Below are 21,685 nucleotides of genomic sequence, written 5' to 3'. Positions count from 1 at the left end.
ACGGTCCGCGCAGCCGCCGTCCGCCTTCCGCGCCCTTTCGGGCTATCCGGGCTCGCGTCCGGTGGCTTATCTTGCTCGGCGAGAGGGCCCGTTGGAGGGCGCACGATGACGGTGATCTTGATCCTGCTCTGCATGGCGATCGCGGGCCGCGAGCTGTACCTGGCGTTCGAGCGCAAACGGACCGGGAACGCGCCCGAGATCGCCGACATCCGCACCCAGCTCGGCGCGCTCAAGGGCACCCGCGACGAGCTTGAGCGGTTCCGCGCCGAGCAGACCCGGCGGCTGGACGCGCTGGAGGCCGGGCGGGGCGAGCGCCTGGAGCAGGACCTGGAGCGGCTCGCCGCCGAGCAGTCCCGCGAGAACGAGTCGCTGCGCGGCACCGACGCCCGCGTCCACTCCCTCGTCACGCAGATCAACGAGCGGATGGTCCCGGAGATCAACGCCAGGCTCGGCCGCCAGCGCGAGGCCGCCGACGCGCTCGCCGCCGAGGTCGCCGAGCTGCGCGGCCATCTCGCGCGGCGCCTCGACCAGGCCGCCGCGACGTCCCTCGGCGCCGACCCCGCCGACGTGGTCGCCGGGTCCCTCGCCGTCCCCGGCCACGGCCTGCGCGGCCCGTACGAGCGGTTCGCCGAGAGCTACGGGATGCGGGTCGAGCTGGTCCATCCGTCCGAGCCGGGCCCCGTCCGCTACTACCTGACGGGACGCAGCCCGCGCGGCCTGGAACGCGACTTCCTCGACCTGCTCCACACGCTCCGCACGGCGTGCGACCGGAAGGGCGCCGCGCCGCCGAACGCCGCCGCGCAGGCGCTCCTGGAGGCGTTGCGCGGGATCGGCGAGGGCACGGTACGGCTCGGGCCCCTGCTGATCGTCCGGACGCCGGCGACCCTCGTGTGCGGCGTCCTGCCCCTGGCCGAGCTGCTCAAGGCGCGGACGGCCGCGTCCGCGGCGGACCCCGGTGAGGCGTCCGCCCATCTCGCGCACCTGCCGGCGGCGCGCCGCCACGACGCCTCGCGGCCGCCCGTGAAGCGCTAGGGCGCGGGCGCCGTCCACGTGAAGACCGGCGGACGGCGTTCGAGGAACGCGGCCACGCCCTCCGCGGCGTCGCCGCCCTTCGGGACCTCGTCCAGCCAGCCCCCGGCGGTCTCCTCGACCCGCGCGGGCGGGGCACCGGACGCGATGACGTCCACGATCTCCTTGGTGGCCCGCTGGGTGAGCAGCGACCGCGACGCCAGCGTGGCGGCGAACGCCGCCACCCGCGCCCGCAGCCCGTCGCCGCCGCCGACCGGGACGACCTCGTCCACCAGGCCGATGCGCAGGGCGTGCTCGACGCCGATCAGGTCGGCGGAGTAGAGCAGGTACTTGGCGGCGGACGGGCCGACGAGGCGGACGATCCGCGCCGTCGCCGCCACCGGGTAGACGATCCCGAGCTTGGCGGGCGTGATCCCGAACCGGGCGTCCTCGGCAGCGAACCGCAGGTCGCACGCCGCCGCGAGCTGGCAGCCGCCGCCCACGCAGTACCCCTCGATCGCGGCGATCGTCGGCTTCGGGAACGCGGCGAGCGCCTCCTCGGCGGCCGTGGACAGGTGCCCGCCGTCCCGCCGGTCGATCTCGGTCAGCTCGGAGATGTCGGCGCCCGCGCAGAAGTCGCCGTCCGCGCCGGTCAGCACGACGGCGCGCACGTCCGGGTCGGCGGCGAGCCCGGCCAGCAGGCCGGGCAGCTCCCGCCACATGTCCGCCGTCATGGCGTTGCGCTTGGCGGGCCGGTCGATCGTGACCGTGCCGACGCCCCCGGCGACCTCGCGGCGCAGCCCCATACCCGTCCCCCTCCGGTCCGACGTCCCGCAATCGTACGGACGGAGGAGATCATCGCGTCCGGCGGGCCCGCGCGACGCGGCGGCGGAACGGCCCGCGCCGCGCCCCTGGGAGTGGTCAGGGATCCTCCTCCGTCCTGGGGACGAGGCGAGGTCATCGGCCGTACACCTCCGGGCGAGCCGTAAGACACCCCTTACGAGGGAGGAATTCAACGGGCCGCGCGCGGATTCTTATTAGCACGGGCGGCCCCGTCGAACGGAGTTCGCAGTGCCACACAGCACCCGCGTCTTCTGGACCATCCACCTCGATGACCCCCTGGCCACCAAGCCCGACCGGGTCGGGGCCAAGGCGGCCAACCTCGCGCGCGCTGCCCAGCACGGCCTCCCGGTGCTTCCGGGTTTCGTCATCCCGGTGCAGTGCGCGTCGCAGGACTCCGGCTACCTCAACACCGGCGAGCTGCGCGCCGCCTGGGCGAGGCTCGGGCGCGACGGGCGCAGGCCGCTCGTGGTCCGGTCGTCGTCCACCCAGGAGGACGGCGCGGCGTCGTCCATGGCGGGACGGTTCGTGTCCGTGCTGGGCGTGCGCGGCTGGCCCGAGTTCCTCGCCGCCGTGAAGCGCGTCGTGGCGTCCGCGACCGGGCCGGGGACGATGGCGGTGCTCGTCCAGCCGCAGCTCGACGCGGCGGCGGGCGGCGTGATGTTCGGCGCCGACCCCGTGGACGGCCGTACCGACCGGGTGATCGTGTCGGCGGTGCCCGGCGGGCCGCAGGCCCTCGTGGGCGGCGAGGCGAACGGCACCCGCTACGCGCTGACCCGGCGCGGCCGGGTGGTCGACGTCGAGGACGACGACACCGGCGAGGACGCGGGCCCCGGAGCCGGCGCGGGGCGCGCGGCGGACGGCGAGCGGGGCCCGCTCACCCGGCTCCAGCTCCGCGCGCTCGCGCGGATGGCGGCCAAGGCGGCGGCGGTCTTCGGCGGCCCGCAGGACATCGAGTTCGCGTTCGACCACGAAGGGCGGTTGCGGCTGCTCCAGAGCCGACCCGTGACCGCGCTCGCGCCGCTGCCGCCGCGCCGGGCCGTGCTGCTCGGCCCGGGGCCCGTCGCCGAGACGCTGCCCGACCCCCTCGCGCCGCTGGAGGAGGACCTCTGGCTCGTCCCGCTCGACCGGGGGCTCGGCGAGGCGCTCGCGACGGCGGGCGCGGTGTCGCGGCGCGCGCTGCGCCGCGGCCCGACCGTCCGCGCGGTCGGCGGGCGCGCCGCCGCCGACCTGCGCAGGCTCGGCGCGGCGCCCGGCCGCCGCTCCCGGCTGCGGCTGCTGAACCCCGTTCCCCCGGCGCGGCGGCTCGGCGCGGCGTGGCGGGTCGGGCGGCTGCGCGCCGAGCTGCCCGCCCTCGCCGCCGAGACCGCCGCCCAGGTGGACGCCGACCTCGCCGCCGTCCCGCCGCTCGCCGAGATCACCGACGAGGAGCTGGTCGCCGCGCTGCGCTGGGTGCGGGCCGCCCTCACCGCGCTGCACGGCCTCGAAGCGCTCTCCGGCTCGCTGCTGGAGCAGCGGGACGGCGCGGGAAGCGCGGCGGCCCGGGGCCTCGCGGCGCTCGGCCGGGGCCGGGCCCTCGGCCGCGACGACCCGCGGATCCTCGCCAGCGATCCGGCGGTCCTCGCGCTGTCGCCGCCCGCGATCGTCCCGGCGCCGCGGCTGCCCGCCGCGGCCCCCGCCGACGCGCCCCGCGAGGTGCCGGAGCTGCCGCCGCGCGAACGGCTCCGCCTCCGGATCCGCTGGGTCCAGGAGCTCGGCGCCCGCCTCGCGTGGACGGCGGGACGCCGCCTCGCCGCGTCCGGCGCCCTCCCCGACCCGGCGCTGGTCCGCGCGCTGCGCTTCGACGAGCTGGTGGCCGCCGTCGAGGGCGCGGCCCTCCCCGCCGACCTTGAGCGCCGTCCGGCCCCGCCGCGCACCGCGCCGCTGCCCGCCGAGTTCCGGCTGGCGGGCGACCGCATCGTGGCGGAGGCCGCGCCCGCGGGGGACGGCGCGCGTCCCGCGGGCGGCGGCCGGGGCGCCGGGCCGGCGCACTCGGGCCCGGACGCTCCTCCGCCCGGATCGGTGCTGGTCGTCGGCACGCTCGCGCCGTCCCTCGCCGCGCACCTGCCGTCCCTCGCCGGGCTGGTCGCCGAGACCGGCAGCCCGCTGTCGCACCTGGCGATCCTGGCGCGCGAGCTGGGCGTCCCGACCGTCGTCGGCCTGCGCGGCGCCCTGGACCGCTTCCCGCCCGGCACCGAGATCCTCGTGGACGGCGACACCGGGCGCGTCGAACCCCTCCCCGCCGCCCCCGGCCCCCGCGCGGGAGAGGAGTCGGTCGCATGAACGGGACGCGCAAGGGCCGGGCGGGCAAGGTGGAGGCCGGACCATGAGGCGGGTGGTCTACGCCGGGCTCGGGGCGATGGTGGCGGCCACCGGCGGGTACGTCGTCGTCTACCTGGCGCGGTGGGAGTGGCAGCGGGCGCTGATGGCGGGCGAGCTGCTGCTGGTGAGCCTGATCGTGCTGGTCGCGGTCGCGGGGGCGCACCGGCTCGGACGGCTGGAGCGGCGGCTCGGGGAGCTGGCCGAGGGCGACGGCGCGGGGCGCGGGGCCCCGGTGCGGCTGGCGGCGGTCCCGTCCCAGCGCCCCGCCGCGCCGTTCGCCGAACGGGCCGGGAGCGGGCCTTTCGCCGGACGGGCCGGGGGCGGGCCTGAGGACGACGCGCCGCGGTTCCGGTGGCTGGAGCCCGACCAGGACGCGTACCGCGTGTTCATCCCCGTGCTGCTCGGCGCCGGGATCCTCGTGTCGGGGCTCGCGGCCCTGGTCGAACGGGTCGCGACGGCGCTCGGGCGGGGCGGCGTGACGTCCGGGCGGGTACGGCTCCCCCGGGCGCTGACCGTGCCGTCCGGCGGGGTGCTCGCGGGCGCGCCGGACCTCACGCCGCCCGGCCCCGACCGGCGCGCGCGGCTGCGGGTCGCGGCGTGGGCGCTGGCCGTCGCGCTGGTGGCGGCGCTGGTCGTCCAGGAGATGGCCGAACGGACCCAGGACCGGCCGGACGCGCCGGTGGGCGCGGTGGCGAGCACGCTGGTCGTGCAGGCCAGCACGCACGGGTACACCGGCGCGGCGACGGCCGATCCGCTGGCGACGCGGCTGTGGGAGTACTGCAAGGGCTCGACCCGCCCGTACGTGGAGGACGGCGGCGTGGTGCCGATCGGCGGGCGGCGGTACGCGTTCGTGGCGAGGCCCGCGCTGGGCGAGCACGCGCTGCGGCGGATGAAGGGCTGCCTGGAGGACGCGGTGATCGACGGCGGGCGGTTCCGGGTGGTGTCGGTCGAACCGGCGGACGATTGATCGCCGCCTGATCGGAACCTGGACGCCTCCCGAAGAGTCATAAGGGGCCATAAAGGGCCGTTGCGGGCGCGCCGGGGGGATGCGCGCGCCCCGTTCTCCAGGGGAGACGTTCAGATGGACGACCGAGGTTGGGCGGCGCGCGTCGCGATCGGGGCCGGCTGCGTGGGGCTCGCCGTCGCGATGACGGGCTGCGGGGGCGCGAAGAAGCACAGACGGACGGACGCGGGGGCCTCCACGACGCCCGCCGCGTCCACCGGTGACGGCCCGCTGAACTGCACCGACCCGACCGGCGACGTCAAGGGCGGGCGGGGCGCCCCGGCCGGGACCGACCTGTCGGCGGTGTCCTGGACCCGTACGGGCGAGGGCGCGACGGTCGTGTTCACCACGGCCGGGGCCGCGGACGCCGGGAAGGGCTCGCCCGCCGTCACGTACACCACCTCGTTCGCCCAGGGCGCGGCCGAGGCCCGGGTGGACGCGCGGCGCGACGGCGACGCCTGGCGCGTCACGAGCAGCGGACCGGGGAAGACCGCCGTGCTGAAGGCGGCCCCGCGGGCCGCGAACGGCACGGTGACGCTGGACCTGCCGCGCAGGCTGCCCGCCGGGGACCGCGTCATCGACCTGTCGCGGCGCGCGGACGTCGGCGCGGCCACCAGGTCCGGCGCGTACGGCGACATCGAGTGCGGACGGGGCGCGACGACGCGCACCTCCACCGTCCACGGCCGGAAGAGGAAGATCAAGCGCCATCTCCTGTCGTGGCCCGTCCTCGCCGGCGGGCCGTCCGGCACGGCGCGGCGCCCCTCGTCCGGGTCCGGCGGGCCCGCGCCGACGCGCCGGGCGACCCCGCCGAGCGCGCCCCGCAAGTCCTCCGGGACCTCGGGGTCCTCGGGCTCGGGGTCCCGGCCGTCCAGGCCGCGCGGCCGCCACTGAGATCCGGGAATGCGCGGCGGGTCCGGTTTGCTGTACTGTCGTAGCAGCGCCATCGGATTTCCGCTCAGCGTCACGAACGCGGCGACGGCGCCCCTTCCCCGCCCGGGCCATCTGAGCGCCCGGTGATCCACTTTCGGAGACGCGCAGGCCCGAGTCCTGGGCCCACACGCATCAAGGGAGCCGACGTCAGCCCGGAAGGCCGAGCTGCAATCCTCTCGTTCCTCTCGCGTACGAGCCGCGGGTCGTTCCGCCGTACGCGACGACCGACTCCAGGCGGGCGCGGAACGTTCCGCACCACCTGAGAAGGGACCTGCATGTCCACCCCCACCATCACCCCAGAGCGCACACCGCCCGCCGCGGCGGAACGCGCCGTGTCCGCGAGGGGCACGGCCGCCCGCAGGCAGCAGGGCCGGCGCGCCGCCGCCGTCCAGCCGCCCGCCGACGAGACGACCGTGCCGTTCCAGGGCGTCCTCGCCCTCCAGGACAAGCACGCGTTCGTCCGCACCTCCGGCTACCTGGCCGGGCCCGACGACGTCTACGTGACGCTCGCCCAGGTCAAGGACGCGCACCTGCGCCCCGGCGACGTCGTCGCCGGGACCGCCCGGCCGCCCCGCTCCAACCGCGAGAAGTTCAGCGCCCTCGCCGAGGTCGAGACCGTGAACGGCGCGTCGCCCGCCGCGGCCGCCGGCCGGCCCGAGTTCGGCAAGCTGACCCCGCTGTTCCCCGACGAGCGGCTGCGGCTCGACACCGGGCCGCTCGCGACCCGGATCATCGACCTGGTCGCGCCGATCGGCAAGGGCCAGCGCGGGCTCATCGTGTCGCCGCCCAAGGTCGGCAAGACGATGGTCCTCCAGTCCCTCGCGAGCGCGATCAGCCAGAACAACCCCGACTGCCACCTGATGGTCGTCCTCATCGACGAGCGTCCGGAGGAGGTCACCGACATGCAGCGCACGGTGCGCGGCGAGGTGATCCACTCGACGTTCGACAAGCCCGCCGAGGAGCACACCGCCCTCGCCGAGCTGGCGATCGAGCGCGCCAAGCGGCTGGTCGAGCAGGGCCACGACGTGGTCATGCTGCTCGACTCGATCACCAGGCTCGGCCGCGCCTACAACCTCGCCGCGCCCTCCAGCAGCCGCATCCTCGCCGGCGGCGTGGCGACCACCGCGATCTACCCGCCCAAGCGGTTCTTCGGCGCCGCGCGCAACATCGAGAACGGCGGGTCGCTCACCATCCTCGCCACCGCCCTGGTCGAGACCGGCTCCCGCATGGACGACGTGTTCTTCGAGGAGTACAAGGGCACCGGCAACATGGAGCTCAAGCTCGACCGCGGCCTCGCCGACCGGCGCGTGTTCCCCGCCGTCGACATCGAGGCGTCCAGCACCCGCCGCGACGAGCTGCTGATGTCGCCCGAGGAGCTCGCCATCACCTGGCGGCTGCGCCGGGCGTTCCAGGGCATGGAACGCCAGCAGGCCATCGAGATGCTCCTGGAGAAGATGAAGGGCACCTCCTCCAACGCCGAGTTCCTGCTCCGCATCCAGCAGACCACCTGAGGCCGCGCCCCCGTTCGGGGGCGACCGCGCTCAGGGCCGATCGGGGCGGAAGGATTTGAGGATCTTGTCGTAGAGGCGCTGGCCCGGGGTCCACTCCGCCTCCGGCGCGAAGAAGGAGAACTCGTACCCGGCCGCCCGGCTGCGCAGCCCGTGCCCGCGTGACGCGCCGCCCGCCGCGCCGCCGCCCGGCCCGTCCGCCCGGGCGCCGCCCGCGAGACCGCCGCCGGAGCCGTCCGGCAGGCCGTCCGGCGGGCCGATGGACGACATCCCCCGAGCCCGAACACGCGCGGCATCCGCGACGTGCCGTACGACGGTCCCGAGACGCCGCCCGACGTATCGTCCGGCGCATCGCCCGGTGTTCCGTCCGCCGCTCCGTCCGGCGCTTCGCCCGGCGCACCTTCCGACGCGCGGCCCGGCGTTCCGTCCGGTGTTCCGTTCGGGGAAGTGGCCGTGGGGCCGGTCGCGCGGCCGTTCCAGGTGAACTCCCATTCGGCCGCGCCGTTCGACACCTCCGGCGTGGCTTCGAGGCGCAGCCGCCGGTAGCCGGGGTAGAGCCCGCCCTCAGCGGCGGCGCGCTCGGCCGCGCGCAGGCCGGCCAGCGGATCGCCGCCGACCGGCGCGACGCGCAGGGTCTGGTCGCCGTCCGGCGACCGCCACCGCACCGACGAGCCGTCGCGCTCCTGCGCCCAGCCCACCGGGACGTCCACGCTGTACCCGTCGGGCTCGTGGTAGGTGATCGTCGACAGCTCCGCGCCGGGCGCGGGCAGCAGCGCCACCGCCTCGCTCTTGCCGACCGACGTCCACGGCGACGCCCACGTGCCGAGCCCGACCGACAGGAGCGCGAGCGCCGCCACGCTGGCGACCGCGCCGAGCCTCGGCCGCCGCCCGGTGACCAGCGTCGCGGTCCGCCGCCGCCACGGGACGAGGCGCGCCGCGCGGGCCCCGGCCGCCGCGTCCGGCGCCGCGCCGTCCGCCGCGTTCTCCCCGCGGGGCTCCGGAACGGGGCGGGCCGCCCCGTCCAGCAGCGCCGCGGTCGCCTCCGCCGTCAGCCGCTCCCGCGGGTCCTCGCGCAGCAGCCCGGTGATCACCGGGGCGAGCGCGCCCGCCCGCTCCGGCGGCGGGTACTCCCCGAGCAGCACCGCGACCATCGACGCGAGCGCGTGGCGGCGCAGGAACGGCGGCGTCCCCTCCACCGCCGCGTACAGCGTCGCGCCGAACGACCACAGGTCCGACGCCTCCAGGGACGGCTCGCCGCGGACGCGCTCGGGCGGCAGGTAGGCGGGCGAGCCCTCGATCCCGGCGACGAGCGTCTCGGCGATCTCCTGCCCGCCCCGGTCCATGTGCACGGCCAGGCCGAAGTCGCTGAGCAGGACGCGGCCGTCGTCGCAGAGCAGGATGTTGCTGGGCTTGACGTCGCGGTGCAGTATCCCGGCGCGGTGCGCGGCGCGCAGCACCGACAGGACGGCGGCCCCGACCTCGGCGGCGCGGGCGACGCCGAACGGCCCGTCCTCGGCCACGGCCTCGTGCAGCGAACGGCCGCGGACGAACTCCATCACGATCCAGGGGCGGCCGTCCTCGATCACGACGTCGTACAGCTCGACGACGCCGGGATGGCGCAGCGCGGCGGTGGCGCGGGCCTCGCCGATGAGGCGGCGGCACAGCACGCGCCGCTCGCCGCCGGTGAGGCGCTCGGGCAGGCGGACCTCCTTGACCGCCACGTCCCGGTCCAGCATCTCGTCGCGCGCCCGCCAGACGGTGCCCATGCCGCCCATGCCGCCCACCGAGAGCAGGCGATACCGGCGCGCGAGCGGTATCAGCCGTTCCTCCCCCATGGGGTGTTTATGTGCGGGAACCGCGCCAAGCCACGCTCCGGCCGCGTCCATCATTTCTTGACCAGCGCCCGTTGTGTCGGCATTGCAGGGGTTTTGTGGTGCCTGCCGCGCAGGATCCAGCCCGCCCACGCGAGACCGCCCGCCGGCATCTCGATCGCGTACGTGTAGAACGAGTACAGGACCGTCGCCGCCGCGGCCGGGCCCGCCGCCACACCGAAGTGGACGAGCAGCGCCGCCGTGCCCGTCTCGCTGATCCCCGCGCCGCTCGGCGTCACCACCGCGATCGTCAGCATCCGGTTGATGGCGAACACCGCCACCACCTCGGCGAACCCCGCCCGCGCGCCCACCACGTGCAGGCACGCCGCGAGCAGCAGCGCCTGCGACAGCAGGTACGCCGCCATCCCGGCGGTGAGCCCCGGCCAGCCGGTCCGCAGCACGCCGACCGCCTTGCCGCGCACGTCGAGCATCGCGCCGTCCGCGCGCATCAGCGTCCGGCGGGCCCGGCCCCGCAGGCGGGACGCGGCGGCGCGCAGCCTGCGGTCCACGGCGCGCGCGGCGGTCTCCGAACGCAGCACGAGCGCGAGCAGCACCACGCACCCGGCCAGCACGCCCGCAGCGACGGCCGCGACCGCCGCCATCCGCCGGTCCGGCAGCTCGCCCGCGGCCAGCAGCGCGGCGACCCCGACGGCCGGGAGCAGCAGCCGCGCCAGCACGTTCCACACGCCCGTGACCAGCGTCGACACCGCGATCGCCGTGCCGCGGTGCCCCCAGCCCCGGCACATCGCGAACGTGACCGCCACCCCCGCCGCGCCGCCGAACGGCATCAGGTTGCTCACCGCGCTGCCCACCGCGTTCAGCATGAACGCGTGGACGTGGCCGAGCCCCGGCAGCGACGCCGTCAGCACGAACGTGTACGCCCACAGCCCGGCCAGCCACAGCGCGGTGAGCGCGGCCAGCTCCCACGGGCTCAGCCGGGAGATCTCGCCGCCGATCTGCCTCCAGTCCACGCCGACGACGTACGGCAGCGCGGCGAGCAGCGCGGCGGCGCCCAGCAGCGACAGTGCGGACAGCGCGACCCGCGCCGGCCCGTTCAACGCGCGCCCGCGACCCTGCCGCCGCCCGTTCCCTGGCCGGCCCTGCGTTGGGGGAACGACGCGAGGGGATGGTCGAGCACCGTTCCGGGCGGGAGGTCCCGGCGTACGTACCACTCCGTGCCGAGCGCGCGCCGGAACAGCGGGCGCGGCAGCCGGAGCAGCGCCGCGAGCGTACGGACCGAGTCGCCGCCCGTCGCCTGCGACGCGTGCGCGGCCATCGCGGCGCGCTTGGCGGCGGCGTACCGGCCGACCCGGACCCGGTGGGTGATCTCCCGCGCGGGGAGGTAGGCGTGCTCGAAACGGGACGCGTCGAGCGCGCGCGGGGCCAGCCGCCAGCGGACGATCGGCCGCAGCACGCGCAGCAGCAGGTCGCGGTCGACCGTCGCCTCCAGCACGACGGGCGTGCCGGCGAGGCGCGCGGCCTCCACGCCGACGCGGTGCACCTGGACGTGGTCGGGATGCCCGTAGCCGCCGGACGGGTCGTACACGGTGAGCAGGTCGGCGTCCTCCTGCCGCAGCAGTTCGGCCAGCTCCGCCGCGGCGACGTCCACGTGGGCGCGCGCGAACCCGCCGGGCGCCCCGCCGTCCAGCCCCGAATCCTCGTACCCCAGGAGAACGACCCGCGCACAGCCCAGCACGCCCGCCGAAGCGTGCAGCTCCCCCGTCCGCACCTCCCCGAGCCCGGGGCCTGGATCGGCGGAGCCGTCGCGTGGAGGGTCGTGGTCGGCGGTGAGGCCGCGTTCGCCGGCGGTGGCGACGACGAGCACGACGCGGTGCCCCTCGTCCGCGAGGCGGGCCATGGTGCCCGCCGTCAGCAGCGCCTCGTCGTCGGGGTGGGCATGGAAGAAGACGCAGGTCCGTCGCACGGCTTCTAGATTCCCGCGCGCCGCTGAAATCCAGGTCACGCCCGCGTCAAACCTGTGCCATCGCCCGCCGGGGAAGCGTGTCGCGGGCGTCCGCGCCGACGGACTTCGGTGGGGTGCGCGAGTGAGGATTCTCCACGTCAGCGACTGCTACCTGCCGCGCCTCGGCGGCATCGAGGTCCAGGTGGACGAGCTGGCCCGCGCCCAGCAGGCGGCCGGCCACCAGGTCGCGGTCGCCACGGCCACCCCCTCCGGCGCTCCGGAAGACGAACCCGAATGTGCCCCACTGCCCGTGGTCGCGCTCTCGGCGGCGTCCGCGCCCTCACCGTCCCCGCCCTCGCCTTCCCTGGCGGGCGCGGCGTTCGCCGTGGAACGGCTCGTGACGCCCATGCCGTGGGAGCTGCCGATCGGGCGCTCCCTCGCGCCCGTCCTCGCGGGCCGCAAGCCGGACGTCGTGCACGTCCACGCGGGCGCCGCCTCGCCGTTCGCGTGGCGCGCCGTCCACAGGGCTGTGCACGCGGACGTCCCGGTCGTGCTCACCGTCCACAGCCTGTGGGGAACGTTCAGCCGCGCCGCCTACCGCGCGCTGTTCGCCGGGTGGACGCGCCGTCCGGGCGGGCTGGTCGTGACGGCGGTCAGCGAGGCGGCGGCCGTCCCGGCGCGCCGCGTCGCGGCCGGGCGCGTCCCCGTCCGGGTCGTGTCGAACGGCATCGACCTCGCGCGCTGGCGCGACGGCCCGCCCGCCGCGCGGCGCGGCGCGGAGGAGCGGGTGCACGTCGTCGCGGTCGGACGGCTCGCGCCGCGCAAGGAGCCCGTGCGGCTGCTCCGGCTGCTGCGCGACGTCGAGGCCGCCGTCCCGATCCGCGCCACGATCGTGGGGGAGGGCCCGGCGCGCGCACGCATGGAGCGGTACCTGCGCCGCCACCGGATGGACGGCTGGGTACGGCTGACCGGCCGCCTGGACCGGTCGGGCGTGCGGGCCGTGCTGGCGGGCGCGGACGTGTTCCTCGCCCCGGCCGCGCGCGAGTCGTTCGGGCTGGCGGCGCTGGAGGCGCGCCTCGCGGGCGTGCCGGTGGTGGCGCGGGCGGGCGGCGGCGTCGCCGATTTCGTGGCGTCCGGCAGGGAGGGGCTGCTCGGCGGGACGTTCCCCGAGATGTCGGCGGCGCTGGCGCGCCTGGCGGGCGACGCCGGCCTGCGCGCCGGCATCGCCGCGCACAACCTGGCGACCGAGCCGGTGCGCTGCACCTGGCCCGCGGTGCTGGACGACTTCGCCGCCTGCTACGAGCTGGCGGCGGCGAAGACCTCCCTGGCCCACTTGTAGTCGGACTTGCCGACGGCCGTGCGCTGCACCTCGTCCACGAGCGTGATCTGGCGCGGCAGCTTGTAGCCGGCGAGGCGGTCGCGGCAGTGCGCGCTCAGCTCCTCCAGCGTCGGCGCGGCGCCGGGACGGGGCGCGATCACGGCGGCGACGCGCTGGCCGAACCGCTCGTCGGGCAGCCCGACCACGACGACGTCGTAGACGTCCGGGTGGTCCTTGAGCGCGACCTCGACCTCCTCGGGGTACACCTTCTCCCCGCCCGTGTTGATCATCAGGGAGCCGCGGCCGAGCAGCACGATCGTGCCGTCCTCCTCCAGGCTCGCGAAGTCGCCCGGCACCGACCAGCGCACGCCGTCCGCGTCGGTGAAGAACGTGGACGCGGTCTTCGCCGGGTCGTTGTAGTAGCCGAGCGGGATGTGCCCGCTGCGCGCGAGCCGTCCGATCTCGCCCGGCCGCACCGGCTTGAGGTCGTCGTCCAGGACGGTGATGCCCGGCTTCATCATGAACCGGGCCGTGCCCTCCTTGCCGCCGACGGACGGCCCGCACGCGCCCGTCTCGGACGCGCCGTAGTTGTCGAGGAACATCACGTTCGGCAGGTGCGCCTTCAGCTCGTCCTTGGCGCCCTCGGTGAGCGGCGCGCCGCCGGAGGCGATCGCGAACAGCGACGAGGTGTCGTGCTCGCCCGCGCCCAGTTCTTTCGCGAGCGGACGGGCCATCACGTCGCCGACGACCATCAGGACGTTGGCCTGCTCGCGGGCGAGGAGCCGCAGCGCCTCCGCCGGGTCGAACGCGTGATCGGTGTAGAGGACGACCTTCGCGCCGCTGAACAGGCCCATGAACGCGACCCACTGCCCGGCGCCGTGCATGACGGGCGCGCAGTCGAGCACGGCCATCGGCGGCTGGTCAGCGTTCGCGGCGATCGCCTCGGGGCTGGTGATCGGGTCGCCGAGGACGTTGCCGCCGCCGAGGGCGCCGAAGAAGATGTCCTCGCAGCGCCACTCGACGCCCTTGGGGTAGCCCGTCGTGCCGCCGGTGTACATCACGTACCGGTCGTCATCGCTGCGTTCCGGGAAGTCGTCGCCGGACGCGGCGCCCGCGAGGGCCTTCTCGTACTCGACGGCCCCCGGGATCGCCGCGTCCGAGCCGTCCTCCAGGACGAGGACGTGCCGCAGCTCCGGCAGGTCGGCGCGGACCTCCTCGACCTTGGCCAGCAGCGACCGCTCCCCGACCAGCGCGACCGAGTCGGAGTCGGACAGCACGTGGTGCAGCTCGCCCGCCACGTACCGGAAGTTCACCGGGATCGGCACCGCGCGGATCTTGAAGATGCCGAGCATCGCCTCGATCCACTCGGCCCGGTTGTGCGCGAGGATCGCGACGTGCTCGTCCGGCCGGACGCCCGCGGCGGCGAGGTGGTGGCCGACCCGGCTCGCCCGCTCGTTCAGCTCCCGGTAGGTGCGCCGCTCGTCCCCGGCCACCAGGGCGGGACGGTCCGGGCCCGCCTCGGCCAGGATCTCGAGCAGGTCGGCCAGGTTGTAGCTACGCGCCATGCCGTGTCCTCGCGTCTCGGGGTGGGGGACGGTGCCTCCGATCATCCTCGACGCCCGAGGGGCGCTCAACAGCTGTTGGCATCGCGTCCAATGAGATCGGTCACAGGCTCCGGCCCCGCCGCGCTCACCCGGGCAGGCGCACGTACCGCAGCTCCGTCCGGACCCCGCTGTCGATCAGCCGGCCGTCCGGGCCGAACGTGCCGAGCCCGAAGTCGTTGTCGTTGACCACCGCCAGCGTACGGCGGTCGGCCAGCGCGATCCCCTCGATCTTGCCCGGCATCCCCGGGACCGCCGACAGGTCGCTGACCAGCCGCTTCGGCAGCGCCGCCACGCCGTCCGGGACCTGCGCGGACTTCTCCAGCGACGGCGCGGTCGCCGCGTCGTCCCAGCGCGACCCCGCGATGTCGGTGGCCTTGCGCAGATCGACCGAGTAGACCTTCGCGACCTTGTCGGTGCGCTCGTCCACGAGCAGCGTGCGGTCGTCCACGGCCGTCAGCCCGGAGATCTTCATCTCGTTCTGGTCGCCGCAGCTCGCCCCGTCGAACGCGCACACGTCCTCGAACCGGTACACGTACTCGCCCGCGACCCGCCGCGACCGCAGGTCGAACTTGAAGATCCGCCCGTTGCGGGACGCCTTGTAGGTCTTCTTGTCCGGGTTCGACAGCGGGCTCTGCACGGCGGCGTAGAGCGACCGGCCGTCCGGGCTGATCGCGAGGCCCTCGAAGCCCCGGTTGTAGGTCCGCTTGCCGAGGATCGCGGGCAGCGTCTCCCGGACCGGGTAGCCCGCGTCCCCGCCGCCCCAGCCCTTCGGGACGTACCGCTCGACCACCCGTCCGCGCCGGTCGAGGTGCAGCAGCGACGGCCCGTACTCCTCGGCCACCCAGAACTCGCCGTCGCGGGTGCGGACGAGCCCCTCGGAGTCGATGCCGCCTGCGTTGAACGGCAGCCGCTCCTTGCCGTCGAAGCCGTACGGCGCCTCCTCCCGGCCTTCGACGTTCGGCAGCCCGGTCACCGGCCTCCCGTTCCGGCCGGTGATCGGCAGCGCGCGGACGATCTTCAACGTGCCCTTGCGGACCCGCAGCTTGACGATCGTCGGGTCGAACCCGGGGACGGGGAACGTCACGCGCTCCTCGCCGTTCACCGTGGCCGTGCCGTTCGGCCCCCGGTCGGTGACGGCCCAGAACTCGTCCGGGCGGTCGCCCTTCGCGTGGAACAGGTCGCTGCCGACGCCGCCGAGCGCCACGCCCCGGTCGTCGGCGACACTGCCGGGCAGCAGCCGGTTCTGGAACGGGGCGAGCGGGATGCGCGGCAGCACGGCCGACGCGGCGGGCTCCCGGCCCTTGCCCGCCGGGCCCGCCGCCGCGCCCGCCGCGCCCGGGACGGACGCGAGGAGGGCCCCGACGGCAAGGGCGATGAGTCCGGACTTATAAGGAAATGAGCGTTCTGTCACAGCCGGACGGTACGGCGCGCGGGTGTCCGGAGGGTGAGCGCCAGGTGAAACCCCTGGTGGCGGCGGGCCCGCGCGGGCAGGGTCGGGAGAAGCCGCATCCGGCCAGCCGGCCGGTTCTTACACGGCTCTTATCCGGGTACCGGCATGCTTGGCCGTAACGATTTCGCATCAGACGGGGGTAGCGGTGAGCGCAGGCGCGATGGCGTGGACGCCTCCGACATGGGAGGAGATCGTCAGCGAGCACTCGACCAGGGTGTTCCGGCTGGCGTACCGGCTGACCGGCAACAGGCACGACGCCGAGGACCTGACCCAGGACGTGTTCATCCGGGTCTTCCGGTCCCTGTCGTCGTACAGCCCCGGCACGTTCGAGGGCTGGCTGCACCGGATCACCACCAACCTCTTCCTCGACCGCGCCCGCCGCAAGCAGCGCATCCGGTTCGACGCGCTCGGCGAGGACGCCGCCGAACGGCTCCAGGGCCGCGAGCCGAGCCCCGCCCAGTCCTACGACGAGCGGCACCTCGACGCCGACATCCAGAAGGCGCTGGACGCCCTCGCCCCGAGTACCGGGCCGCGGTCGTCCTGTGCGACATCGAGGGCCTCACCTACGAGGAGATCGCCGCGTCCCTCGGCGTGAAGCTCGGCACCGTCCGCTCCCGCATCCACCGCGGGCGCGCCCAGCTCCGCGCCGCGCTCGAACACCGCCGCCCCGCCGAAGCCTGCACCTGACGTCCGGGCGTGACGACCGTCACCCGTGACCGGTAAGTGGCTTCTGATTACAGTCGTGCCGTGGACATCGTCTTCGAGCGCCGCGGCGAGGGCCCGCCCCTCGTCCTGCTGCACGGCATCGGCCACCGGTGGCAGGCGTGGCGGCCGGTCATGGACCTCCTCGCCGCCGAACGCGACGTCATCGCGGTCGACCTGCCCGGCTTCGGCGCGAGCCCGCCGCTGCCGAAGGGCACCCCGTACACCCTGGACTCGGCCCTCGACGTCCTCTCCCGGACGTTCGCCGAACTCGGCCTCGACCGCCCGCACATCGCGGGCAACTCGCTCGGCGGCCTGTTCGCCCTCGAAGCCGCCGACCGCGGCCTCGTCCGCTCCGCCACCGCCCTGTCGCCCGCCGGGTTCTTCAACGCCGCCGAACTCCGGTACGCCATGTCCGTCCTGCGCGCCTCGCGGCTGGTGGCGAACGTGCCGGACGCCGTCCTCACCCGGCTGGCGCGTTCGCCCCGCCGCCGCGGCGCGATGTTCGGCATGATCTACGGGCGCCCCGACCTGCTGGACGTCGAGGCGCTCGCCGGCGACGCCCGCGCGATGCGCGCCGCGCGCGGCTTCGAGCCGACGCTCCGCGCGGGCCGCAAGGTCCGCTTCCGCGGGACCTGCGCCGACGTCCCCGTCACGATCGCCTGGGGCACCCGCGACCGCCTGCTGCTGCGCAGCCAGGCCATCCGCGCCCAGCGCCGCCTCCCGGGCGCCCGCTTCGTCTGGCTCGAAGGCTGCGGCCACGTCCCCATGGGCGACGACCCGTCCCTCGTCGCCCGCGTCCTCCTAGAGGGCAGCACGGCCACCCCCCTAGCCCGCACGGCCTGAACGCCCCGCCCAGGCCCCTGACACGCTCCGACCCCGCGCCGTAGCCTGAGGTTGCCGAGACGCTCAGGAGGTACGAGGCCGATGCACGCCGAGACCACCACCGGAACCCGGCTGCGGTCCCTACGCCGCTGGCGCGGGATGACCCTGGAGGAACTCGCGGGCCTCTCCGGGCTCAGCAAGTCGTTCCTCTCCATGGCGGAACGAGGGCTCCGGGCGCTTGACCGGCGGTCGCACATCTCCGCTCTCGCGGCGGCGCTGGAGGTTTCGGAGACCGAACTCGTCGGTGGTCCGCATCTGGGCTCCGACCACCTCCAGTCCGACCCGCACACGGTCGTCCCACCGATCCGGACGGCCCTCCAGACCAACACGCTGCTCTCGCCAGGCGCGGACCGGGCCCGCCCGCTCGACGAGCTCGTGGCGGAGATGGCGCGGATCGAGCCGCACCACCAGGCATGCAATTACCTGGAAGTGGGCCGGTCCCTGCCCTGGCTGCTGGACGAGCTGCACTTCCATGCCTGCGCCCCAGCGGACGAAGCGGCCTACCGCGTCGCCCTGGAGACCCTCGTGGACGCGTGCGTCGCGGCGACGTTCACCTGCAAGGATCTCGGCTACCCCGACCTCGCCCACCTCGCCGCCGTCCGCGCCGAGGAGGCCGCCCGGATCCTGGACGACCCGGTGCGCCGGGGACAGGCGGACTTCCTCCGGATCCACACCATGCCGCGTGCCGGATCGTGGGACCGGACTCTTGCCGCGGCTGAGCTGGCCGCCGATCGGCTGGAGCCCCACGCGCACGACGAGCACGGGCAGCAGGTGCTCGGGATGCTGACTCTGTCGGCTTCACTCGCCGCCGCCGTGAACCACAAGGCGCAACGGGCAAGGGACTGGATCGGCGAGGCCGCCGACCTCGCCCGGCGAATGCCGGACACCCTCGATGAGACCTGGATGTCCTTCTCATCCACGAACGTCGGCGTCTGGGACGTCGCCGTGAACGTGGAGTGCGGACGGACCGGGATCGCGGTCCTCGACCTCGCGCGGAACGTGGACGAGACCAAGCTCGCTGACAAGCAGGGGCGGCACGCGGCGTTCCTCGCCGATGTCGGTCGCGGGTTGGCCCGGGACACCAAGACCAAGGACGAGGCCGTGCGGTGGCTGCACCGGGCGGAGCGCGCCGCGCCGCAGTGGATCCGCAACAGCAGCCCGGTGCGCGAGGCGGTCGGCGTTCTCCTGGAGCAGGCGCGGACCACATCGCAGGGACGCGAACTGCGGGGCATGGCATCAAGAATGGGCGTTCCGCACTGAGAAAACACAGGTCACAGCATCATTCACGCCTGTGAACGCCCTCGGTCGGCACATGGTTACGTTCTGTGGTCATGGACGGTGCGCGACACCTGGGGAACCTCCGCTCCGAGCTGATCAGCAGGGGGTGGAGAGCCGAGTTACGCGCGCGTCCGAACGGTGACGTCCTGCACGCCCAGAACCCGGCCGCCGCTGGAACGGGCGGCGAGGTCACCTGGGAACGCGAACGTAGAGGCGGACGCGAGGCCGGTGCTTGAGGCCCGCGGGGCCGGGACGGGCCGTCAACCGTCCCAGCGGGTGCCGGTGAGGCGTTCGTAGACCTCGACGTAGCGGGCTCGGGTGGCCTCGACGATCTCGTTCGGGATCTCGGGGCCGGGCGGGGTGCGGTCCCAGTCGAGGGTGCTGGACCAGTCGCGGACGAACTGCTTGTCGAGGGAATGCTGCGGGCGGCCGGGCTCCCATTCGTCGGCCGGCCAGAAGCGCGACGAGTCGGGGGTGAGGACCTCGTCGCCCAGCACCAGCGTGCCGTCCGGCGCGCGGCCGAACTCCAGCTTGGTGTCGGCGATGACGATCCCGCGCTCGGCCGCGAGCGCCGCGCCGCGCCGGTAGACCTCCAGCGTGACGTCCTTGAGCTCGGCCGCGGTCTCGGCGCCGATCTCGTCCACCACGTCGTCGTAGGTGATGAACTCGTCGTGCCCTTCGGTCGCCTTCGTCGTCGGCGTGAAGATCGGCTCGGGCAGCCTGGACGCCTCCACGAGCCCGTCCGGCAGCGCCACCCCGGAGACGGCGCCCGACTTCTCGTACTCCTTGAGGCCGAGGCCCGCCAGGTAGCCCCGCGCGATCCACTCGACCGGGAGCATGGTCAGGCGGCGGCACCGGATGGCGCGCCCGGCCCACTCGTCCGGGACCCGCGTCCCGGAGATGACGTGGTTGGGCGTGACGTCGGCGAGCTGCTCGAACCACCACAGCGACAGCTGCGTGAGGATCTTCCCCTTGTCGGGGATCAGCGTCGGCAGGACGACGTCGTAGACGCTCACCCGGTCGGACGCGACCAGGACCAGGTCGTCCCCGTCCGCGTAGACGTCCCGGACCTTGCCCGAGTGCACCAGCTCCATACCGTTCCCCATCTCCTGCCGGGCGGCCCTCCGCGCCGGGTCGCGTGCGCCGGCCCGCAGCGGCCGACCTGGACGATAATGTCAGCGCCCCCCGCACGCCCCTTCACCCGCCCGGCCGCCGGGGCGTTGACATCCGCGCAAGGGCCTTGAAGCATCATGTGCCATGGCCCATGCGGACTCGCTCGAGGCTTATCGCGCGCTGCTCCGAAGAGACCCTGGCCTGGGCGGCGCCCTGTGCGTCACGTGGTGCCAGGGGGCTCCAGAGGTCGTCGCGGAACGGTTCGGCGCGGACCTGTCCACGGCGGTGCCGTCCACCCTGGACGCGGCGCGCGCGGCCGAGCCGGAGTACCAGGTGCCCCTTCCCACAGTGCTGCTGGTGGGCGACCTGGGTGAGGGCTGGTCCTTGGCAGTGGAGATCAACGGGTTCCAGGGGACCCGGCCGGAGGTGCTGCGCGCTCTGACCGCGGGCGGCGAGACGGCGTACGCGGCGTACTGGAACATCAACCTGGACAGCCGGGTGGTGCTCGCCGAGAGCGGCCGGGTCGTCGGAGCGATCGAGCCGTTCGACGGCGATGACATGTGGGGCGCGGCTCCGGAACGACTCAGCCGGCATTTCGAAGGACTACCTCTCGGTCGGCCCTCCGACGACCTGCTCCAGGTCCCTGACACCGATATCAAGGCGGCGGCCCTGCTGGCCGGGGAACGAGCGACCGGCCGCGGCGTCGACGCCGGCTGGCTGGACCGGCGCCACGTCCGCTACCTGATCACCGACGGCCTCGCACCGGACGGCCCCGCCCTGAACGAACTCGCGGACCACCCGCTGGTCCGGGCCGACCCCCGGTTGGGCGAGATCGTCGCCGACCCGGTCCCCGCTCGCCTGCCGACGCTGCTGGACATCTACGTCACCACGATCCTCGACTACTGCGAGCTGGATGACCCGGACGTGGCCCGGGCTCGGGCGCTGGTCGCCGACCGTCCCGCCGGCCACGAGGCGGACCAGGCCGTCCAGCGGCTCGAAGCGGTGTACGACCGTCTCAAGAGAAGCGGGATCGCCGCACGTGCGCGCGGAGGCGGCGACGAAGGACCCGGCTCGGAGGCCCAACACCGGTTTCAGGGATGTGACGCGGTGCGAGCGCTGATCTCGGCACTCGATCCCGACCCGACGCATGCCATGGAGGAAACGATCTGGGCGGCACGCAATCGCGGCTGGCCCGGTATCGAGGAACGTCTGGCACTGCTTTCCGACATCTTCGAGCTGATCAGAGAAGGGACGCCTTGACGCGTCCACGGTGAACTCGCGGCACCGTCCAAGCAGATGTGCCGGCGACGAGCTCGGGCGGCGGCAGTACCGCGGTCCGTGGTGCTGCCGCCGCCCGGGCATGGTGTCTCAGCGGGAGTCATCCGCCATTGCAGATCGTGTCGAAGTAGTCCGCGCGGTTGTCCTGGCCCTCACCGACGAACGACGACTCGCTGCGGGCCAGTTCGCGCCACAGCAGCCGGATCGGGTCGGTGTCCTGTTCGTAGGTGATGACCAGGTGGCCGGTGGTGTTGCGCCAGGACGTCGTCTTGCCCTTGAAACCGTAGTCGGTGAAGTACTGGGTGCCTCCGCAGTCGCGGAACTGGAGCATGCGGCCGCCGAAGTTCTTGTACTGGTAGAAGCAGTACCAGCCGGTCGGGCAGGGCGTGGCGGCGCGGGTGGCGGCGGGGAAGGTCATCACCACCGATCCGCCCTTGTACGCGACCCGGTGAGCGTCGAGTTGGCGGCCGCCCGGGTGGTCGCGGAGCTGGGTGTTGATCTGGGCCTGAACGTCGCTGCCGGAGGGCTCCGCGGTGAGCGTACCGACGGCATGGGCCGGCGGGATGGTGAGGCCGAAGGCCGTCGCGGCCGCCGCGGCGCCGAGGCCGAGTTGGACGATCTTCATGTGGGCTC

General features: G+C 74.8%; 15 protein-coding genes and 3 pseudogenes. 10 read left to right on the top strand and 8 right to left on the bottom strand.

The annotated features are described in order from the left end of the window. Positions 1-105 precede the first annotated feature (105 nt). The gene (locus tag GEV43_RS16345; protein ID WP_160821437.1) at positions 106-1,032 is read left to right on the top strand and encodes a hypothetical protein; all 927 of its coding nucleotides are present in this window, start codon (positions 106-108) and stop codon (positions 1,030-1,032) included. Here the strand turns inward: GEV43_RS16345 and GEV43_RS16340 are convergent. Next, positions 1,029-1,814, bottom strand: a complete 786-nt coding sequence (locus GEV43_RS16340) for an enoyl-CoA hydratase/isomerase family protein (RefSeq protein ID WP_160821436.1) — start codon at positions 1,812-1,814, stop codon at positions 1,029-1,031. The genes GEV43_RS16345 and GEV43_RS16340 overlap by 4 nt on opposite strands. Positions 1,815-2,079: 265 nt before the next feature. On the opposite strand from GEV43_RS16340, the gene GEV43_RS16335 reads away from it, so the two are divergent. From GEV43_RS16335 to rho, 4 genes and pseudogenes are all read left to right on the top strand, one after another. After that, a complete protein-coding gene (locus GEV43_RS16335) occupies positions 2,080-4,170 on the top strand; it encodes a PEP/pyruvate-binding domain-containing protein (RefSeq protein ID WP_160821435.1) in 2,091 nt (696 codons plus the stop codon). A 43-nt stretch (positions 4,171-4,213) separates the two neighbouring features. Beyond that, positions 4,214-5,176, top strand: coding sequence for a hypothetical protein (locus GEV43_RS16330; RefSeq protein ID WP_160821434.1), 963 nt, complete (start codon positions 4,214-4,216; stop codon positions 5,174-5,176). A 114-nt stretch (positions 5,177-5,290) separates the two neighbouring features. Then, positions 5,291-6,103: a hypothetical protein gene (locus GEV43_RS16325; protein ID WP_160821433.1), complete on the top strand. Its 813-nt coding sequence runs from the start codon at positions 5,291-5,293 to the stop codon at positions 6,101-6,103. Positions 6,104-6,483: 380 nt separating this feature from the next. After that, positions 6,484-7,653: pseudogene (gene rho, locus GEV43_RS16320) on the top strand (transcription termination factor Rho); the annotation flags it as partial. Positions 7,654-8,699: 1,046 nt separating this feature from the next. Here the strand turns inward: rho and GEV43_RS50365 are convergent. The 3 genes and pseudogenes from GEV43_RS50365 to GEV43_RS16305 all read right to left on the bottom strand — a co-directional run. After that, a pseudogene (locus GEV43_RS50365) lies at positions 8,700-9,416 on the bottom strand (serine/threonine-protein kinase); the annotation flags it as partial. A gap of 119 nt (positions 9,417-9,535) precedes the next feature. Continuing rightward, positions 9,536-10,579: a lysylphosphatidylglycerol synthase domain-containing protein gene (locus GEV43_RS16310; RefSeq protein ID WP_160821430.1), complete on the bottom strand. Its 1,044-nt coding sequence runs from the start codon at positions 10,577-10,579 to the stop codon at positions 9,536-9,538. Continuing rightward, on the bottom strand, positions 10,576-11,445 hold the full coding sequence (locus tag GEV43_RS16305) for a PIG-L deacetylase family protein (protein WP_160821429.1): 870 nt from the start codon (positions 11,443-11,445) through the stop codon (positions 10,576-10,578). Before GEV43_RS16305 ends, GEV43_RS16310 begins: the two co-directional genes overlap by 4 nt. A 121-nt stretch (positions 11,446-11,566) precedes the next feature. Between GEV43_RS16305 and GEV43_RS16300 the strand changes: the two genes are divergently transcribed. Further along, entirely contained in the window at positions 11,567-12,763 is a 1,197-nt protein-coding gene (locus tag GEV43_RS16300) for a glycosyltransferase family 4 protein (RefSeq protein ID WP_309239661.1), read from the top strand. On the opposite strand, the gene GEV43_RS16295 is transcribed toward GEV43_RS16300, so the two are convergent. Continuing rightward, positions 12,721-14,307: an acyl-CoA synthetase gene (locus tag GEV43_RS16295; protein ID WP_160821427.1), complete on the bottom strand. Its 1,587-nt coding sequence runs from the start codon at positions 14,305-14,307 to the stop codon at positions 12,721-12,723. The genes GEV43_RS16300 and GEV43_RS16295 overlap by 43 nt on opposite strands. Positions 14,308-14,431: 124 nt before the next feature. Then, positions 14,432-15,757: an esterase-like activity of phytase family protein gene (locus GEV43_RS16290; RefSeq protein ID WP_160821426.1), complete on the bottom strand. Its 1,326-nt coding sequence runs from the start codon at positions 15,755-15,757 to the stop codon at positions 14,432-14,434. A 199-nt stretch (positions 15,758-15,956) separates the two neighbouring features. Here GEV43_RS16290 and sigE point away from each other — a divergent pair. The 3 genes and pseudogenes from sigE (at position 15,957) to GEV43_RS16275 (ending at position 18,643) form a co-directional block, all read left to right on the top strand. Further along, positions 15,957-16,483: pseudogene (sigE, locus tag GEV43_RS16285) on the top strand (RNA polymerase sigma factor SigE). 60 nt (positions 16,484-16,543) lie between these two features. Further along, positions 16,544-17,344, top strand: coding sequence for an alpha/beta fold hydrolase (locus GEV43_RS16280; protein ID WP_160821425.1), 801 nt, complete (start codon positions 16,544-16,546; stop codon positions 17,342-17,344). 81 nt (positions 17,345-17,425) lie between these two features. Next, positions 17,426-18,643, top strand: coding sequence for a helix-turn-helix domain-containing protein (locus tag GEV43_RS16275; RefSeq protein WP_160821424.1), 1,218 nt, complete (start codon positions 17,426-17,428; stop codon positions 18,641-18,643). A 278-nt stretch (positions 18,644-18,921) separates the two neighbouring features. Here GEV43_RS16275 and GEV43_RS16270 read toward each other — a convergent pair whose 3' ends face one another. Continuing rightward, the gene (locus tag GEV43_RS16270) at positions 18,922-19,755 is read right to left on the bottom strand and encodes a phosphoribosylaminoimidazolesuccinocarboxamide synthase (RefSeq protein WP_160821423.1); all 834 of its coding nucleotides are present in this window, start codon (positions 19,753-19,755) and stop codon (positions 18,922-18,924) included. Between the two features lie 163 nt (positions 19,756-19,918). Between GEV43_RS16270 and GEV43_RS16265 the strand changes: the two genes are divergently transcribed. Then, positions 19,919-21,034, top strand: a complete 1,116-nt coding sequence (locus GEV43_RS16265) for a DUF6461 domain-containing protein (protein ID WP_160821422.1) — start codon at positions 19,919-19,921, stop codon at positions 21,032-21,034. Positions 21,035-21,152: 118 nt separating this feature from the next. Here the strand turns inward: GEV43_RS16265 and GEV43_RS16260 are convergent, their stop codons facing one another. Further along, on the bottom strand, positions 21,153-21,677 hold the full coding sequence (locus GEV43_RS16260) for a peptidase inhibitor family I36 protein (RefSeq protein ID WP_160821421.1): 525 nt from the start codon (positions 21,675-21,677) through the stop codon (positions 21,153-21,155). Positions 21,678-21,685 lie beyond the last annotated feature (8 nt).

The organism is Actinomadura sp. J1-007, from assembly GCF_009793335.1.
Taxonomy (GTDB): domain Bacteria; phylum Actinomycetota; class Actinomycetes; order Streptosporangiales; family Streptosporangiaceae; genus Spirillospora; species Spirillospora yumaensis.
The sequence above is the reverse complement of the archived record's forward strand: the minus strand, read 5'-3'. Positions and strand labels throughout refer to the sequence as shown.